Origin of the sequence: Shewanella sp. SM95, from assembly GCF_025653595.1 — a bacterium.
Lineage (GTDB): Bacteria > Pseudomonadota > Gammaproteobacteria > Enterobacterales > Shewanellaceae > Shewanella > Shewanella oncorhynchi.
This window is the reverse complement of the sequence record NZ_JAKKSE010000010.1, coordinates 132,713-150,582: the sequence shown is the minus strand read 5'-3', so window position 1 is coordinate 150,582 and position 17,870 is coordinate 132,713. Positions and strand designations below refer to the sequence as shown.

General features: G+C 44.5%; 11 protein-coding genes, 1 pseudogene and 1 riboswitch. Of the genes and pseudogenes, 9 read left to right on the top strand and 3 right to left on the bottom strand.

The annotated features are described in order from the left end of the window. The first annotated feature begins 516 nt into the window (after window positions 1-516). The 5 genes and pseudogenes from exeM to katB all read left to right on the top strand — a co-directional run bounded on the left by exeM (window position 517) and on the right by katB (window position 6,374). A complete protein-coding gene (gene exeM / locus L5M29_RS12820) occupies window positions 517-3,129 on the top strand; it encodes an extracellular exonuclease ExeM (protein ID WP_263168110.1) in 2,613 nt (870 codons plus the stop codon). A gap of 110 nt (window positions 3,130-3,239) precedes the next feature. Beyond that, window positions 3,240-3,696: pseudogene (locus L5M29_RS12815) on the top strand (hypothetical protein). 105 nt (window positions 3,697-3,801) lie between these two features. Continuing rightward, window positions 3,802-4,239 (top strand): PaaI family thioesterase, encoded by a 438-nt coding sequence (locus L5M29_RS12810; RefSeq protein WP_028761594.1) that lies wholly within the window; start codon window positions 3,802-3,804, stop codon window positions 4,237-4,239. Window positions 4,240-4,321: 82 nt separating this feature from the next. After that, the gene (locus L5M29_RS12805; protein ID WP_028761593.1) at window positions 4,322-4,564 is read left to right on the top strand and encodes a YgjV family protein; all 243 of its coding nucleotides are present in this window, start codon (window positions 4,322-4,324) and stop codon (window positions 4,562-4,564) included. Between the two features lie 334 nt (window positions 4,565-4,898). Then, window positions 4,899-6,374, top strand: a complete 1,476-nt coding sequence (gene katB / locus L5M29_RS12800; RefSeq protein ID WP_173246491.1) for a catalase KatB — start codon at window positions 4,899-4,901, stop codon at window positions 6,372-6,374. Window positions 6,375-6,489: 115 nt separating this feature from the next. Here the strand turns inward: katB and norW are convergent, their stop codons facing one another. After that, entirely contained in the window at window positions 6,490-7,656 is a 1,167-nt protein-coding gene (gene norW, locus L5M29_RS12795; RefSeq protein WP_263168107.1) for an NADH:flavorubredoxin reductase NorW, read from the bottom strand. Beyond that, complete coding sequence (gene norV / locus L5M29_RS12790) at window positions 7,649-9,178, bottom strand: anaerobic nitric oxide reductase flavorubredoxin (protein ID WP_263168105.1); 1,530 nt, start codon at window positions 9,176-9,178, stop codon at window positions 7,649-7,651. The genes norW and norV overlap by 8 nt, the downstream gene beginning before the upstream one ends. Window positions 9,179-9,404: 226 nt before the next feature. On the opposite strand from norV, the gene norR reads away from it, so the two are divergent. Further along, entirely contained in the window at window positions 9,405-11,012 is a 1,608-nt protein-coding gene (gene norR, locus L5M29_RS12785) for a nitric oxide reductase transcriptional regulator NorR (protein WP_263168103.1), read from the top strand. 50 nt (window positions 11,013-11,062) lie between these two features. Here norR and L5M29_RS12780 read toward each other — a convergent pair whose 3' ends face one another. Then, complete coding sequence (locus L5M29_RS12780) at window positions 11,063-11,617, bottom strand: TMEM165/GDT1 family protein (RefSeq protein ID WP_131524629.1); 555 nt, start codon at window positions 11,615-11,617, stop codon at window positions 11,063-11,065. A 410-nt stretch (window positions 11,618-12,027) separates the two neighbouring features. Beyond that, window positions 12,028-12,127: riboswitch (cyclic di-GMP riboswitch) on the top strand. Between the two features lie 123 nt (window positions 12,128-12,250). On the opposite strand from L5M29_RS12780, the gene gbpA reads away from it, so the two are divergent. The 3 genes from gbpA (at window position 12,251) to L5M29_RS12765 (ending at window position 17,862) form a co-directional block, all read left to right on the top strand. Next, window positions 12,251-13,696: an N-acetylglucosamine-binding protein GbpA gene (gene gbpA, locus L5M29_RS12775; RefSeq protein WP_168824930.1), complete on the top strand. Its 1,446-nt coding sequence runs from the start codon at window positions 12,251-12,253 to the stop codon at window positions 13,694-13,696. A gap of 564 nt (window positions 13,697-14,260) precedes the next feature. Next, entirely contained in the window at window positions 14,261-15,436 is a 1,176-nt protein-coding gene (locus L5M29_RS12770) for an aromatic amino acid transport family protein (protein ID WP_173248682.1), read from the top strand. Between the two features lie 269 nt (window positions 15,437-15,705). Continuing rightward, window positions 15,706-17,862 (top strand): S46 family peptidase, encoded by a 2,157-nt coding sequence (locus tag L5M29_RS12765; protein WP_263168101.1) that lies wholly within the window; start codon window positions 15,706-15,708, stop codon window positions 17,860-17,862. Window positions 17,863-17,870 lie beyond the last annotated feature (8 nt).

Genomic DNA, 17,870 nt, shown 5'->3' with positions numbered 1-17,870 from the left:
CTCACTATCTTACAGCCGTTGGTTCTCAGACTGGCTCTGTGTTTCATTTTTATACCCATCATCAACATTAATCTGCTGCAATAACCAAGGGTATAAATCATCCACTTTAGCAGTTTGACTGTTATGTTTATTTCAAAATAATGAATGCTAAATTAAGTTTTAATTATATCCATTACCTTTTAAGGACCCGTGTTCCTTATATTTTATTGGGTATTGCATACTGAATAATATCATCAAAATATCACATTAAAATATTGATTGTTATTTAAGCAGGATGCCAAATGCTTTGAGCTTATGTGTATTGCTCTTACTGTTTGTTTTTACATGGCTAATACTTTTGATTTATCATTCTGTTCTGTTAGGTGAACAGTGAGGTGTCTATAATTAGTTACTCATCAATGTGTTACATTGGCAATGTGCGATCTTGCCCTCTTTTTTTACGCATTCAACTCTGAAATAATCCGCTCGCACGTTAATAGAAGTTAGCGGCAATATTATAATAATGGGGTTGATGATATGGATAATGTTAATAAATTAACGGCTATTTCTTTAGCTGTTGCAGCGGCTTTGCCTATGATGGCAAGCGCAGATGTGATGATCACCGAATATGTTGAAGGTAGCTCAAATAATAAAGCGATTGAACTGTATAACAGCGGCGATACGGCAATTGATCTCGCGGGTTATAAACTGGTTCGTTATAAAGATGGTGCTACTGTTGCGTCGGATATGGTGGCTTTAGGTGGTCAAACTATTGCGGCAAAATCGACAAAAGTTATTTTAAATACTAGCGGTACTATTACTGTTGCTCAAGGGGTTGATAGTTACTCTGGTAGTTTAAGTTTTAATGGCGGTGATGCGGTTGCCTTAATGAAAGATGATGCAGTCATCGATATTATTGGTGATGTGCCGACGCCAACGGGTTGGGGATTAGACGTTACCTTAAAACGTAAATTAGATGCGTTAGTGGCGAATACAGTATTTAATGCCGCCCAGTGGGAACAATTACCTAAAGATACCTTCTCTGGTTTAGGTTCTCTAGAAACGCCTGCTGAGCCAGAAGTGCCGCTCTTTAGCTGTACTGGCGCTAAAATTGTGCCTATTTATCAAGTACAAGGTGCGGGCGAGTCGAGCCCATTTGTACCAGCAGGGGCATTCGAATCTGAAGCCGAAGTGACTGTGCGTGGCGTAGTGACTGCCCGTGGTGAAAGCTTGTTTAAAGGTTTTTACTTACAAGAAGTTAAGGGTGATAACTCACCGTATACCTCTGATGGTGTATTTGTATTCTTAGGTGAAGCTGCACCTGAAGCGATTCAACCTGGGGTTGAAGTGTGTGTGCAGGGTAAAGTGAAAGAATACTTTGGCTTAACTCAAATCGATATTAAAGCCGATAAGAAATTTGATGTTGGCGCTAAGGGTGAAGTCCCTGTTGCCGCACCTTTCTATGTGGCCGATGGCGAAACCTTAGTGCAAGCATTAGAGCGCTATGAAGGCATGAATGTGGCCTTAGATGCGGGCAGCGATCTTAAAATCAGCCGCACCTTCAGCTTCGACTATGCGGGTAGTCGCAATAACATGCTAGTGTCATATCAAGCACCTTTGATGAAGCCTACACAGCTGTATCCAGCGCTTTCTGCTGAAGCAACGGCATTAGTTAAATCTAACCGCGAAAACCAACTCTTTATCGAATCCGATTACAAGCCTGCCAATGGTGTTATTCCATACTTCCCTGATTTCAATGTGGAAACGGGTTACATCCGTGTTGGCGACCAACTGACTAACCTGCAAGGTGTGATTGGTTATAGCTACGGCGCTTATCGTTTAGTGGCGACTAATACTATTACAGCGGGTGATTTTATCCGTGGTGACGATAGAACCGAAGCCCCAAGTGTTGCAACTAAGGGTGATCTGCGCGTGGCTAGCTTTAACGTGCTGAACTTCTTTAACGATGTTGATGGTGGCGATACCAATCCATCAGGCAGTAACCGTGGCGCCCTAACGCTGGAAGAAATGGTGCTACAACGTACTAAAATCGTTAGCGCTATTACCGCCATGAACGCCGATATCGTCGGTTTGATGGAAATTGCTAACAACGGTTTTGGTGAGAAGAGTGCGATTAAGGATTTAGTCGATGCACTAAATGACAAGCAGACGCCTGAAAACGCCTATAGCTTTGTTGAAATCACCGATGCTGATAAGTATGACGGCAAGTACTTTGGCACAGATGCGATTACTGTCGGCATGTTATACCGTGGTGGTAAAGTGGCTTTAGCAGGGGCTGCACAAGTTATCGGTACTCCAGAACAGCACACCAGTGCTGGCAGCGTGACTCGCACTAAAGATGGTAAAACTGAGACTAACCCTGGCAATGATGCTTATCAACGTCACAGCTTAGCGCAAACCTTTAAAATCCATGATGAGTCTCTGACCGTAGTCGTTAACCATTTGAAATCTAAAGGCTCAGGCTGTTTAGAAGATTGGGCTAACTTTGAAGAGTCAGTTGATCCTGCCGATCAACAGGGCAAGTGTAATGCTTTCCGCGTATCTGCAGCCAAAGTCTTGGGTGAAACGCTAAAAGACGTGAAAGGCGACTTACTGATCATCGGTGATATGAATGCCTATGGTATGGAGGATCCTATCCGTGTACTAACCGACTTCGATGCGAGCAAGTCAGAGCGTGACATCCTGACCGCTTCGTGGACGACGCTCGACGGCAAAGTGTTTGAACGCCAAGGCAGCAAGATTGAAAAAGGTTATGGCTTTATCAACTTGAACACGAAAGCCCACGGTGCAAGCACTTTCTCTTATAGCTATAACGGCGAGTTAGGTAACTTAGATCATGCTTTAGCCAATGCTAGCTTAGCCAAACGTTTAGTGGATATTGAAGATTGGCATATCAACTCAGTGGAATCTAGCCTGTTTGAATACGGTAAGAAGTTCTCTGGTGATCTGGCTAAATCTGAAAATGCTTTTTCTGCATCGGATCATGATCCTGTGATTGTTGCTTTAAGTTATCCTGCGCCAGTAGTGCCGCCAAAACCTGAGCCAAAGCCTAAAGATGATGGCGGTGCTTTAGGTTATTTAGGTTTAGCACTGATGTCCTTGTTTGGTTTGCAGCGTCGTCGCCGTTAACCTGTATATGGGGTTAACTCACAAGTGCAATTTGTGAGCTAGACTGAAACAAAGGGATGGTTAACCATCCCTTTTTTATCTCTTTTTTTCAGTTTTTATTAGGAGTGAGTATGGATACCACCTCAAATCCGCTGAAAACCATGAATATCAAGGCGCCACTGTGGTTTTACTTTGTCGCAACGCTCAGTTTGTTGTGGAATATCATGGGGCTGATGGCTTTTGTGATGCAAATGACTATGACGCCAGATGCACTCGCACAGATGAGCCCAGATCAAATTAAACTCTATGAAACGACGCCAATTTGGGTTGATGCTGTGTTTGGCTTTGCCGTGGTTTCAGGGGTTCTAGGATGCCTATTATTGTTATTCAGAAAATTAATTGCTTATCAAAGTGTTGGTCGCCTCGCTTATCGCTATTTTGTTGCAAATGACCTATGTATTTTGCATTCAGCAAGCGGCTGTGATGCTAGGAGCTGACGCGTTAATTATGCCAAGTGTAGTCGTGGTGTGGGGATTATTTCTTGTCTGGTTTAGTCAGCTAAGTACCGTTAAATCTTGGTTAGTTTGAGCCTTATTTTTGCTGATATTGATGTGACCAGCTGAGAGTAAACTAGTTGAACTTCATCCACTTCACAGTAAACTGCTGATTGGTTTTATTGACTAGGAAGTTGCAATGAGTATTTGGTTTAGAGCTGTAACGTTAGAGGATTGCGCGCGTTTAGACGCCGGTATGGGTGGCAAAGGCACCTTGATGCAGACTTTAGGAATTGAGATCAGTGAGATTGGCGACGATTACATGAAGGCCACTATGCCAGCCAGTCCGGCGGTGCATAACCCTTTGGGCATAGTGCATGGTGGCGCGAATGTCGCGCTTGCTGAAACCGTTGCTAGCTATGCGGCAAATTTCGCGGTGGATTTTGAGCAGTACTATTGTGTCGGTCAAGAAATTAACGCTAACCACTTACGGGCTTCCCGTAATGGGGTATTAACCGCCACGGCTAAGCCTATCCACTTAGGGAAGCGCAGCTCTGTATGGGAGATTTTAATCCACAACAGTGCGGGTGAACTGACTTGTATTTCACGGATGACGGCGGCTGTCGTTAAACGCTAAATGCAATGAGCCAGCTTATTACCTGTGGTGTGAATGGCGTATCAATCGTTTGATTTAAATAATATATAGATAAGGATTGGATATGGATAACGCTACAATTTGGGAATGGGTTGGTTATTTAGCTTCAGTGGTCGTTGCAATATCATTGATGATGTCAAACATTAAGAAACTGCGCTGGTGGAATCTCATTGGTGCGGCTTTATTTGTGGCCTACGGTGTGGCAATTGGGGCTTATCCTGTTGCCTTAGTTAACTTTTTTATCGTGCTGATTGACACTTATTATTTGGTTAAGCTTTATCGTGAAGCCGACTTATCCAGCAGTTAATGGCAGTGTATCAGCTTAACTCCGCTTTCTCGCACCGCACTTCGCTCCATTGTCCTGAGCAGCTATTTGGTTTTTCAACAGCATCCTAAGTGATAAGTGATGTGAGCGGACCATTGGCTGTGAGTCCGTGTAATTCATTAATTGTCTTGCCAAACTCATTCTTAATCTTTTTTTTAGATTATATAAATCTAGTTTAATCGTTTTATTCTAAAGTGGTAATTCTCTATTCTTGCTCTATCGACAACACGTCGCCAGCCAAGGAGATAAACCATGGCCACCATTTACGATTTAATTGAAACCTGGTTAACCAGCAATCAAGACTAAGGAGCAGGGCATGAGTCAACAACATCAAACAAGTCAGTACTTAACGAGCCAAAACGGCGCCCCAGTGGCCGACGATCAAAACTCACTGTCGGCGGGTGAACGTGGTCCTCTGCTATTACAAGATTGGCATTTAATTGAAAAGTTAGCCCATTTCAACCGTGAGCGTATTCCTGAGCGTATCGTGCATGCTAAAGGTACTGGGGTTTATGGCACATTTACGCTGACTAAAGATTTAAGCGATTATACCATTGCCGACCATTTCAATGGTGTTGGTAAGCAAACCGAAACCTTTATTCGTTTCTCAACCGTAGGTGGAGAAATGGGTTCTGCCGACGCAGAGCGCGATCCACGTGGCTTTGGTTTACGTTTTTATACTGCCCGTGGTAATCACGATATCGTGGGTAACAATACGCCGACCTTTTTCTTGCGAGATGGGATTAAGTTTCCAGACTTTATCCATACGCAAAAGCGTAATCCTAAGACAAACTTAAAAGATCCGCAGGCTATGTGGGACTTTTGGTCATTGAATCCTGAAGCTATGCATCAAGTGACCATTTTGATGTCGGATCGCGGTATTCCAGCGAACTACCGTCAAATGCACGGTTATGGTTCACACACTTTCTCGCTGTGGAATGCCAAGGGCGAGCGTTTCTGGGTGAAGTTCCACTTTAAATCGCAGCAAGGCGTGGTCAACTTAACCAATGAACAGGCTGATAAATTAAAAGGGATTGATCCCGATTCATCGCAGCGCGATATGGTGGTTGCTATTACTGATGGTAACTTCCCGCGTTGGACTGTTAATGTGCAGATTATGCCTGAGGCGGATGCCAATACTTACCATATCAATCCATTTGATTTAACTAAGGTTTGGCCGCATAGCGACTATCCATTACTTGAGATTGGTGTATTAGAGCTGAATCGTCTGCCACAAAACTACTTTGCTGAAGTTGAGCAAGTGGCATTGGCACCTAGTAATTTGGTCCCAGGCGTCGGGGCTTCACCTGACAAGATGTTACAAGCGCGTTTATTTGCCTACGCCGATGCGCAGCGTTACCGCATTGGTGCTAACTACAACCAATTGCCAGTGAATTGCCCGCATGCCGCTAAGGCAAATCACCATCAACGTGCAGGTGCGATGGCGGGTACACAATGCCCTTACCATGGCAGTCAAACGGGTGGCGACGCTTCGGCAAACTATGGCCCGAACAGCACTGCTGATGCCTTGGTTGAGCCAGTAAACTTTAGCGAACCACCATTGCGTTTAGAAGGTGAAGCGGCGCGTTATAGTCGTTATAACCAAGACGATTATACCCAAGCGGGTAATTTGTATCGCATCTTCTCTGAAGCTGAGAAAGCGCGCCTAGTGGCAACAATTTCGGGTTCATTAAGTCAAGCGAGTTTAGATGTGCAGCAACGTATGGTGGCGCATTTTACTCAAGCCGATGCGGATTACGGACAACGTATTAAACTGGCATTAGGTCTTTAAACTATTGCTGTTGCGAATGTTTGAATAATAGTAGAAACGATAAAACTGAGTAGAAAGCCTCTACTCAGTTTTTATTATCAGCGACAACAATATTAACATTCTCGTTAATGTGCTCTTAGGCCGCGATGAGCGCTGCRTTAGGGCTATTTAGCTGCTTTAACAATCCAAATGCTTGCTGCATTTTATCCTCGGTTACGATAAATCCTATAAATGTTTCATCCACGTCGAATGCTTTAATACAGCTTCCTTGAGCATCAATATCGACTTGCCAGCGATAGACGCCATTCACTGTTATACCGCTGAGCTGCATAGGTAACAGTGGCGTTTTCACTTTAATGAGCATGGCGGGAAAATTCACTGCTGTCGGTTGGTTCAGTAATGTGTTCGCCAGCGCATTGGCGCTCAGTAACGCAGGTTGCAAATAGGCCCTATTTTGGCCGTTGATTTGGGTGCAATCACCTAGCGCATAAATATGGGCATCGTTGGTTTGTAAGCATTCGTTAACGACGATACCTTTATTGACCTCTAGCCCCGCATGCTGGGCAAGTTGACTGTTAGGGAGAAGTCCCGCTGCACAGATAACCGCATCACAAATAAACCGCTGGTCATTATCTAGGCACACAGAGATACTGCCATCTTGGTGTTGCAGTTGGCTGACTCGGGTTTGCAATTGCACTGTGACGTTATGCTGCGTTAGTACAGCGGTCAGTTTATGGCTTAACATTTCGGGTAGCATATTCGGCATTAAGCTCGCTTGTGGATCGACCAAAAACACTTGCTTACCCGCAGTTGCTAAGTCCATTGCCAGTTCAACTCCGACCAAACCCGCACCGATAACCAGTACTCTCCTCGCGCCATGGATGTCTGCTTCGCAGGCCTGATACTCCATTAAGCTGTTAACTGTGTGGATGATATCGACGCCATCCCCCTCTATAGGCGGAATAAAGGGTCGTGCACCCGTGGCAAGCACTAATTTTTTGTACGCAATTTCGCGTCCTTGATGGCAACAGACTACCTGACGAACTTTATCTATTTTTATGACTTCACAGTGATTTATCACATCAATTTGTTGCTCATGTGCAAATTCAGTCGCGGTCAATTTTATTAGGTCTGACGCCATTTTTTTAAGGCTAAACACATGGCTTAAATCTGGTTTATGGTATTCGTCACCAGAGTCGGCTGTGATAACTGTAATCGGTTGTTCGCGGTTTAAACGTCGCAGTGTTTTGACTAGCTGATATGCCGCGAATCCACTGCCGATAATGACGATTGGCTTAGGCATTAGTCACCTCATTTTTTATGACAGCGAAAACGCTTTTACCTAGGCCACATTCGGGACAGAGAAAGTCTTCGGCCACTTGAGTCCAAGGTGTGCCAGCAATGACATCTTGATTAGGTTCTCCTTTTTCAGGGTCGTAAACCCATTGGCAAACGGTGCAAATCATTGATTGTGTATCATTTAATTCGCACGCTTTTGTTGCAATCGGTGCCGTCACAGGGACGTTATTAGTAGCAGTATTTTCAGCTGTTTGACTGGCCGTGGTGGCTTGGCTAGGTTTTGACATGACTTGATTAATGATAGAGCGACTATTCGCGCTATCGAGGGGACGCAATGCCCATTCTCGCGCGATTCGCTGGCCGTGCTGACGGCATTCTTGCATCGCATCACGATCGGGACGCCATTTGACTTTTAATCCCACCGAGGTTTCGAAACCAGCATCCATCAAACGAGTGTGAATTCTATCGACTGCGCCGCCATTCCAGCCATAACTACCAAAAGCTGCCGCCTTTTTATTGCGAAAACGCAGGCCCGTAATTTCTTCAAGCATGGCGGCAATTTTAGGCATCATCACATTATTCATGGTGGATGAGCCGACTAAAATACCTTTTGATCTAAATGCCTGTGCAAGGATTTCGTTTTTATCATGACGTGAGACGTTATACACTTTTACCGCTACATTGGGGTCAACATCATGGATACCTTGAGCAATACCGTCGGCCATCATGCGAGTATTATTGGACATAGAGTCGTAGAAAATCGTGATACGGTCTTCTTGATAAGCGTCGGCCCAAGCTAAATATTGGTGAATAATTTGGGCTGGATTATCACGCCACACAATGCCGTGTGAAGTTGCGATCATATCTACAGGTAAATTAAAGCTTAATACTTCGTGAATTTTAGCCGTCACTAGGCTGCTAAAGGGCGTTAAAATGTTTGAGTAGTACCGTAGGCATTGCTCCATTAATTCATTTTGATCAACCTCATCATTGAATAAATGTTCGTCGCAATAGTGTTGGCCAAAGGCATCGTTACTGAATAAAACCGCATCTTCGGTGAGGTATGTCATCATGCTATCTGGCCAATGCAACATAGGTGCTTCGATAAATATCAGCTGCTTACCATTGCCTATTGCTAAACTATCACCTGTCTTTACAGTAATGAAATTCCATTCTGGGTGGTGGTGATGTCCTACAATGGAGTCGACCGCATTTTCACTGCAGTAGATTGGAGTGTTAGGAATTTTGGCCATTAATGCAGTCAGGGCGCCTGAGTGGTCTTCCTCTGCATGGTTCATCACAATATAGTCTATGTCGGTTAAATTAATTTCAGCTTCAAGATTTTGTAAGAATTGCTGGCTAAACCGATGATCAACTGTATCAATTAACACGGTTTTTTCTTCACGGATAAGGTAGCTATTGTAGCTTGTGCCTTTAGTTATCTTGTACTCAGTACCATGAAAATCTTGCACTTCCCAATCGCGTTGACCCACCCAGTGGATATTGTTTTTTACATGAATAGTCATAAATACACCTGTGATAATTAATAATGAATGCGCTACGTAAATCTTGCTTATTTAGTTAAATCTCTTATTGCACTCACCATGCCAATATTTTAAGGTTTTGATTTTTATTGGTATTAGCGTATTTCAACATTTTAAATCACTTGCTGATGTCATAATGACAATTTGATATTGGTCAAATTGACATTACACTGTTGTCAATATGACTTTATTTGACTGTGGATGTGCTATGAGTGCCCATGCTGATTTAACTCAGTTAGCCTTAGATTTAACTGTCGGCGTGTCGACGCAAGACAGATTTGAGCGTTTGTTGGCAGTGGTCAGGCGGCGTGTCAATTGTGATGCTGCGGCATTATTGGCATTTCGGGAGCAGCAATTTGTCCCCTTGGCGATAGATGGGCTCTTTGCCGAAGTGTTAGGGCGGCGCTTTCAAATTAGTGAGCATCCGAGATTAGAGGCTATCGCCCGTGCTGGCGATGTGGTTCGTTTCCCGGCCGACAGTGAACTTCCTGATCCGTATGATGGTTTAATTCCACATCATAGTGCGAACTTACATGTACATGCTTGCATTGGTTTACCACTAATCGCGAACGATCGCTTAATTGGGGCGCTCACCATTGATGGTTTCAACCCTCATCAGTTTGATGGTTTTAGTGATAGCGAGTTGCGTGTGATCAGCGCACTGGCCGCAGCCAGTCTTAATACTGCGTTATTGATGCAACAGCTAGAATCCCAAGTTGTTGAAGTTTCCAATGGCACTGAGGTGCTCAATCGTCCTGCTAGTCAGCAGGAGATCATAGGGCAATCCACACAGATCCAATCGCTAAAGCAGCAGATAAGTGCTGTGGCAGGCACTGATTTATCGGTATTAATTACCGGCGAAACTGGGGTGGGTAAGGAGTTAGTGGCTGCGGCGATACATAATCAATCGACCAGAGCCGATAAATCACTTATCTATTTGAACTGCGCTGCACTGCCTGAGTCCGTCGCCGAAAGCGAGTTATTTGGGCATGTAAAAGGGGCATTTACGGGGGCAATCAGTCATAGGCAAGGCAAGTTTGAACTCGCTGACAAGGGGACCTTGTTTTTAGATGAAATCGGGGAGCTTCCCTTGGGGCTGCAAGCTAAGTTATTGAGGGTTTTACAATACGGTGAATTACAGCGAGTTGGCAGTGATAAGAGCCTAAAAGTGAATACTCGGATTATTGCTGCCACTAATCGAATTTTGCACCAAGAGGCAACGGAAGGGCGCTTTCGTTTCGATCTTTACCATAGGTTGAGCGTATTTCCTATCCACGTAGCACCATTAAGAGAGCGTGGGCAAGATATTGTCATGCTGACAGGTTTTTTTCTTGAACGTTGTAAAGCGAAGTTAGGACTCACCCATATCAATATCACACCCGCAGCGCAGCAGTTATTAGAGCAATACACATGGCCGGGTAATGTGCGTGAGCTAGAGCATGCGATACACAGGGCTGCGGTGTTGGCGAAAGCCGAGCTAAAAACGGCTTATATCAGCTTAAGTGATAAACATTTTCAGCTCGATTCTTTGATGAATCAAGCACACAGAACAGTCGACGAAGATAAACCATCAGATGCCGCAACGCCAGCCAGTGAATTAGCATTTAGGTCTGAGTCGGCCTGTCGTGAGGGACAATCGCAAGATAATTCCAGTGTTATGCTTGGGCTTAAGGCTGCGACTGAGAGATATCAGCGTCAACTTATTCGTCAAGTTTTAGCCGCGAATCAACAAAATTGGGCTGCGTGTGCAAGAATATTGCAAATCGATACAGGTAATTTGCACCGACTTGCAAAACGGTTAGGTTTAAAAGAATAAAATATTGCGTGAAGAAATTTTATTCTGTAGCAAAACCCCTGCCTCGATTCTTAGAAGAACAGGGTCGCGACACCCAGTAGTGCGAACAATACGGCGCAGCCACGGTGTATCCACAACATAGGCAATTTTTCGGCGCTGAAGTGGCCTGCAATCACTACGGGTACGTTAGCAAGCAGCATGCCTAAGGTTGTGCCAGCAACCACCATAGTTAATGAATCGTATTTTGCGGCTAATACCACAGTTGCGATTTGTGTTTTATCCCCCATTTCGGCGATAAAAAACAGAATAAAGGTGGCGAGAAAGGGGCCCATTTTATAGAAACGGCTCTCTTCTGCATCGACTTTATCGGGGATTAACACCCAAAGAGCGATCGCAAAGAATGACGCAGCCACTAAATAACGTGCAAGATCTGGGCTTACCCAGTTAATGGCCCATTGACCAATCCAAGCGGCGGCAAAATGGTTAAATAATGTCGACAGCAAAATACCTAAAATAATGGCGGTTTTATTTTTAAATCTTGCGGCGAGGATTAGTGCAAGCAATTGAGTTTTATCACCAATTTCGGCGATAGCAACCGTAAAGGTTGAGGCAAGTAGGGCTTCCAAGTGTGATCCTTTAGGGGTGGTTATGACATAAGCACAATAAACCGTCCACCCCTAGGTGCGGTCATTGTGCTCAGGTCTTGCTGGGCAAATCTATGATTTGCTGTGAACACCATGGCATGTTGCCAAGTATGTTGATGTTCACCCTAGATGACGATGGCTCGAAATCCAGTTAGCTACTCCCCCGAAGCGAGGTGGGCATTATACCTAGGTAAGATTTAGTTTCAAGCACGAGTTTATAACAGTAGGTGCTGATAAATGTTTGACAGGTGTCAGAAAAATACCGATTCATATTCTGTAACTCAATGAATATAAATGAATTATTTTTTGACAACGTTGTCTTTTGTTGCTAATTTAGCCAAGTCATTTCTACTTGGTTACATACTGTTAACTTGTAGTGACTCAATGATAACGACTGTATTTGGCAAACTAATTGAAAAGTTAGGACGCAAAGCTTCCGGTCTAAGGTTGTAAATGGATTTTTTAGTGAACTAAGATAGCGGAGTTGCCGCAGAATTCGATTTCTGTGAAAGATAAACGACTGCTGTTTAATGCTGTTGTTTGCCCAAATACCACTTTTATATCTAAGCCTATCATTATGTTTAGGATGATAGGCAATCAATGGAGTGCATTAAAGTGGCAAATCCTACTGTTTTTTCCCCTATTTCTAAATTGAGTTTATTGGCCGCGGCAGTAATGGCGACGAATGCGTTTGTGAGTATCTCTGCGCAGGCGCACGGTTATGTTGTGGCACCTGAATCGCGTTCATATGCCTGTAAAACAGGTAAAAATGCCAATTGTGGCGCGGTGCAATGGGAGCCGCAAAGTGTTGAGGGGCCATCGGGTTTTCCTGAATCAGGTCCTGCTGATGGCAAACTGGCGAGTGCTGGCAATGGTGCTTTTTCACCTTTGGATGAACAAAGTCCGAGCCGTTGGGCAAAGACGGATATTAAAGCGGGCTGGAATAAATTTAGTTGGCAGTTCACAGCAAACCATGTCACCCGTAATTGGCGTTACTATTTAACTCGCCAAGATTGGAACCCAAACCAAGCTTTGAGCCGAGCGAGCTTTGACTTAGCCCCCTTTTGCGTAGTTGATGGTGGTATGGAACAGCCGCCTAAGTTAGTGACCCATGACTGCTACGTGCCAGAAGGTCGCAGTGGTTATCAAGTGATCTTGGCCGTGTGGGAAGTGGGAGATACGACGAATAGTTTCTACAATGCTATCGATGTGAACTTGGGCTCGGGTCCTGTTGTGCCGAGTGAATGGCAAGATGTGGGGGATATCAATCCGTCACTCGATCTAAAAGCAGGCGATAAAGTGATGACCCGGGTGTTTGACGCCAATGGTGAGCAAGCGGCTAAGCAAACAGTCATTACCATTAGTGATGCGACTCAAGGTGATAAACAAAATTGGCCTTTCCTATTAGCGAGCGCGATTAATGCCCAGCAGTCCCAGTTAAAAGCGGGACAAAAAAATGCATCGGGTGTGATTGAGCCTGTGTATGGCAAGAACGACATTTTTACAGCGAAAAACTCAGGTATTGAGCGTGTCGAAGTGGGATTTGATTTAGCTCCTGCTCCGGGCAACAGCTTAGAAGTCACTTCACTTGCCGACGATTATCAAATTATCGATGGTGCGGCGAAGGTCAGCTTTGATGTGACCAGTAACGCCGAGATGCTAGTGTCAGCGTATTTGTTTAGCCATGATGGCACAGCGGCAGGTTTTGTGAGCCAAACTGTTAACAATACCAGTGCTAGCTTAGTGTTAGACGTCGTTGAGCCTAAAGCTGGGCATTATCATTTGCAGGTAAAAGCTGAGCCTAAACAAGGTGATGTTATTCAGCAGAACTTTGATCTCTTCTTAAAGGATCAAGCTCCTGCACCAGAAGCTGATTTTGTATTCCCAGCAGGCGTGAAAGGTTACGTTGCAGGTACTACAGTGCTACAGCCTAAAAATGGCAAAGTGTATCAATGTAAGCCATTCCCTTATAGCGGCTATTGCGTGCAGTGGTCGGCTTCTGCCACAGGATTTGAGCCAGGTGTTGGCGCTTCTTGGGCTATGGCGTGGACTGAGCTGTAAATTAACATTCTGAGTTAATTAATTCTCAACATGATGTGATTGGGCTTAAACATATTTGCTGTGTTTAAGCCCATATTTTGCACGCTCTCGATGGTGAAAGATGTGCTTTACCTCGGTTTAAGCTCAATGCTGCATCCCATATATTTTCAACAAAGGTAGCGATTTTGTTGGCTTGTTTATTTTCGTTTATCACAGCGCTATTAAGTTGTTACCGTACCGTTTGCTACCCTTCTTTGTTCACAACTGGCTTGCCCACTGGGTTTGGCTCTGTTAATGTCCCAAACTATCTATTTAATCGATGCTTATATCGGTACATTAATTTGGGCTATCACAATTGAAAGTCATGCCATTTTTCAATAATCGATTTAGTTAGCCTCAATGGCTACTGGGTTGAAACATTCAAAAGCTATTGGGGCCAATTGATCTGCTAGGTCGAGATCTGATTGGATGCTTTAAGTGATGTGTCGCTTATTTCGATTTAAGACGCAAGGCTTTATCGGTTCAAATCTTACTCAAATAAAATAATAATTAATTATTGAACAGGACTATTGTGTGAATTCAAAAATGTTAGGCTCGATCGCCATCGTTGCCGGGACGGCCATTGGCGCAGGTATGTTAGCGTTACCTTTAGCCACAGCGGCTTTAGGTATTATCCCTGCTTTAGTGTTACTCGTCGTTATTTGGGGCGTGTCCGCCTATACCTCATTACTTATGCTCGAAATTAACTTACGCACTGGCGTGGGGGATAACGTGCATGCTATTACGGGTAAGTTACTGGGTAAAAAAGGTCAAATAATTCAAGGTGCTTCTTTCCTGAGTTTATTATTTGCCTTGACCGCGGCTTATCTCACCGGCGGCTCTTCGTTATTAGTGCTTAAAGCGAAGAACATGTTCGATATCGTGCTCGATAATCAAGTCGCAGTGTTGTTATTTACACTCGTGCTCGGTGGCTTTGCGGCGCTAGGTGTTGCTTGGGTCGATAAAGTGTCACGTTTCCTATTTTCGTTAATGATTCTATTGCTCGTGGTGGTGGTATTATTTTTATTGCCCGAAGTCAGTATTGCTAGCATGGCAACTGGCGCGATTGCCGAGTCTATGACCAGCAATTGGATGGCGGCGATTCCCGTAGTGTTTACTTCGTTTGGTTTCCACGTCTGTATCGCCACTTTAGTGCGTTATCTCGATGGCGATGCGGTATCACTGCGTAAGGTGTTGTTAATCGGCTCGACGATCCCACTCGCTTGTTATGTGCTTTGGTTATTGGTGACTTTGGGCACAGTCGGCGGATATGAGGTGAATAGTTTTGAAGGTTCACTACCTTCACTCGTCACGGCATTGCAGGATATTGCTCATACGCCTTGGATCAGCAAATGTATTTCATTATTCGCTGACTTAGCTTTAGTGACCTCATTCCTCGGTGTGACCTTAAGTTTATATGACTTTATCGCCGAATTAACTCGCGCCAAAGAAACGTTTGCCGGCCGTATTCAAACTTGGTTACTGACCTTTATTCCTCCTGTTTTGTGTGCCTTGTATTTGCCTGAAGGTTTTGTGGCGGTACTGGGATTTGCGGCCGTGCCATTGGTCGTGATGATCATCTTCTTGCCAATTGTTATGGCACTGCGTCAACGTCAGTCGCAGCTGGGAGGTTATCAAGTGTCTGGCGGATCTGTTGCGTTAGTCATTGCAGGTTTGTTAGGTGCCGTGATTGTGGGTGCCCAACTATTTGTTGGGATCTAATTCATTGCGATAGATGAGGGCTTTTTAGCGAATACATCTGGGTAACTTTGATTAAATGTATTTGCTTTGTAAGCGAGTTTTTCAGAGTCTGTTATAGAGAGTGTCGCATGTGATAAAGTCAGGCCCCGGCCTGACTTTTTGCTTTTTAGGTTTTAAAGCGAGTGATGCTGGGTTTTAGCACAGTTATTTAAAATTAAAACAACGCTATTAAAACGAGAAAATGGCCCAGCTTGCGCGTGGCTTCATTCACATAAAACGGACTTAACACAATGAAAAAATGGTTACTCACAGTTGCCGTGGCCGCTAGTTTTGGCGCACAGGCTGACGAAGGTATGTGGCAGCCCCATCAACTGCCTGCTATGGCTGATGAGCTGAAAGCAAAAGGCCTTGAAATTGATGCAAAATCGATTTCTAAACTCACCGAATTCCCAATGAATGCCGTGATAAGCCTTGGCGGTTGCACTGCATCATTTGTATCGCCAAAGGGCCTAGTCGTGACTAACCATCACTGTGCCTATGGGGCGATTCAATACAACTCCACTCCTGAGAAAAATCTGCTGCAGGATGGTTTTTTAGCTAAGACCTTCGCCGATGAATTACCTGCGACCCCTGGCTCACGTGTCTATGTGACTGAAGATGTCACTAATGTCACTGAGCGAGTTAAAAACGGGCTTGAAGGTAAAGTGGGCAGCGCCTTCTATCAAGGCGTTGAAAGCCAAGAAAAAGCGTTAGTTGCTGAATGTGAAAAAGAAGATGGTTACCGTTGCCAAGTGTATAGCTTTCACGGCGGCCTCGAATATTATCTGGTTAAGCAATTGGAAATCCGTGATGTGCGTTTAGTCTATAACCCAGCCGCGAGTGTGGGTAAATACGGCGGCGACGTAGACAACTGGATGTGGCCACGTCACACAGGCGATTTTTCTTTCTACCGTGCTTATGTATCTAAAGCGGGTAAACCAGCAGAATTTAGCAGCGACAACGTGCCATACGAGCCAAAAAGTTTCTTAAAAGTCTCGGCTAAAGGCGTGAGTGAGGGTGATTTTGTGATGGTTGCAGGCTACCCAGGTCGTACCAACAGATATCGCACAGCTACTGAAGTTCAAAATGAGTTTGAGTGGGCTTATCCCGAAGGCAAAATGCTGCGTGAACGCTTTATAGAGATCATTAAAGAAACCGCGCCAGAGGGCAGCGACGAGCGTATTAAGTACGAGAGTCAAATTGCTGGCCTTGCAAATTACGCGAAAAACTTCACTTCTATGATCGAGTTTTACGGCAAATCAACCATGTTGGCTGACCGTAAAGCCCTCGAAGCTAAGCTTGCGGCGTGGATAGCCAAAGACAGCAGTCGTGAAGCGAAATACGGTAAAACCTTAGCGGAATTAGATGCCTTGATTGCCAAAGGCAAAACGCATCAAGAGCGTGACATGATCTTAAGCTATATAGGCAGCACGACTATGTTGCCGACGGCGCGTAGCTTATATCGCCTCGCGAACGAGAAACAACTGCCAGATATGCAGCGTGAACCGGGCTTCCAAGATCGTGATATGACACGTCTAAAAGCCAGCATGGAGCGTATTGATCGTCGTTATGCGCCGAGCGTTGATAAAGCGGTATTGCTCGACATGCTAAAACGCTACGCCGCACTGCCAGAAGATCAGCGCCTACCCGCATTGGATAAAGCCTTTGGTATCGATAAAAAGTTTAGTGAAGCTAAGCTTTCGAAAACCTTAGATAAAATGTACGCCAAAACTGAGTTAGGTAAGAAAGACGTTCGTCTGGCGTGGATGGATAAATCCGTTGCCGATTTTAAAGCCTCTAAAGATCCTTTCATTCAATTCGCTGTCGCTATATATGACACTGATATGGCTGAAGAAAAGAAAGAAAAAGAATTAGCGGGTGAACTAATGAAGGTGCGTCCGCAATATATGGATGCCATTATTGCTTACAACCTAGAGCAAGGTAAGCCAGTGTATGCCGATGCTAACTCAAGCTTACGTGTCACGGTTGGTCATGTGAAAGGCTATTCGCCAAAAGACGGTTTAGTGGCCGTGCCATTCACTCGCCTTGAAGGCATAGTGCAAAAGGACACGGGTGTTGACCCATTCGATGCACCGAAGAAAGAGTTAGAGCTGATTAAGCAGAAGCAATATGGTGATTTCTATATGAAATCAATAGATTCTGTACCAGTAAACTTTTTATCAACTTTAGATACTACTGGCGGAAATTCTGGCTCACCGACCTTAAACGGCCGCGCTGAACTCGTCGGCCTATTGTTCGACGGTGTATATGAAAGCATTATTGGCGGTTGGGCATTTGATAATGAAATTAACCGTTCTATTCATGTCGACAGCCGTTATATGCTGTGGGTCATGAAGTATTTAGATCATGCCGACAATTTATTAGCTGAGATGGAAATCGTTAAGTAATCCATTGC

What these genes read in the sequence shown, in the direction of transcription:
- exeM (WP_263168110.1), top strand. Translation starts at nt 517, where the DNA reads ATGGATAATGTTAATAAATTAACGGCTATTTCTTTAGCTGTTGCAGCG.
- L5M29_RS12810 (WP_028761594.1), top strand. Translation starts at nt 3,802, where the DNA reads ATGAGTATTTGGTTTAGAGCTGTAACGTTAGAGGATTGCGCGCGTTTA.
- L5M29_RS12765 (WP_263168101.1), top strand. Translation starts at nt 15,706, where the DNA reads ATGAAAAAATGGTTACTCACAGTTGCCGTGGCCGCTAGTTTTGGCGCA.
- katB (WP_173246491.1), top strand. Translation starts at nt 4,899, where the DNA reads ATGAGTCAACAACATCAAACAAGTCAGTACTTAACGAGCCAAAACGGC.
- L5M29_RS12770 (WP_173248682.1), top strand. Translation starts at nt 14,261, where the DNA reads ATGTTAGGCTCGATCGCCATCGTTGCCGGGACGGCCATTGGCGCAGGT.
- norR (WP_263168103.1), top strand. Translation starts at nt 9,405, where the DNA reads ATGAGTGCCCATGCTGATTTAACTCAGTTAGCCTTAGATTTAACTGTC.
- norV (WP_263168105.1), bottom strand. Translation starts at nt 9,178, where the DNA reads ATGACTATTCATGTAAAAAACAATATCCACTGGGTGGGTCAACGCGAT.
- L5M29_RS12805 (WP_028761593.1), top strand. Translation starts at nt 4,322, where the DNA reads ATGGATAACGCTACAATTTGGGAATGGGTTGGTTATTTAGCTTCAGTG.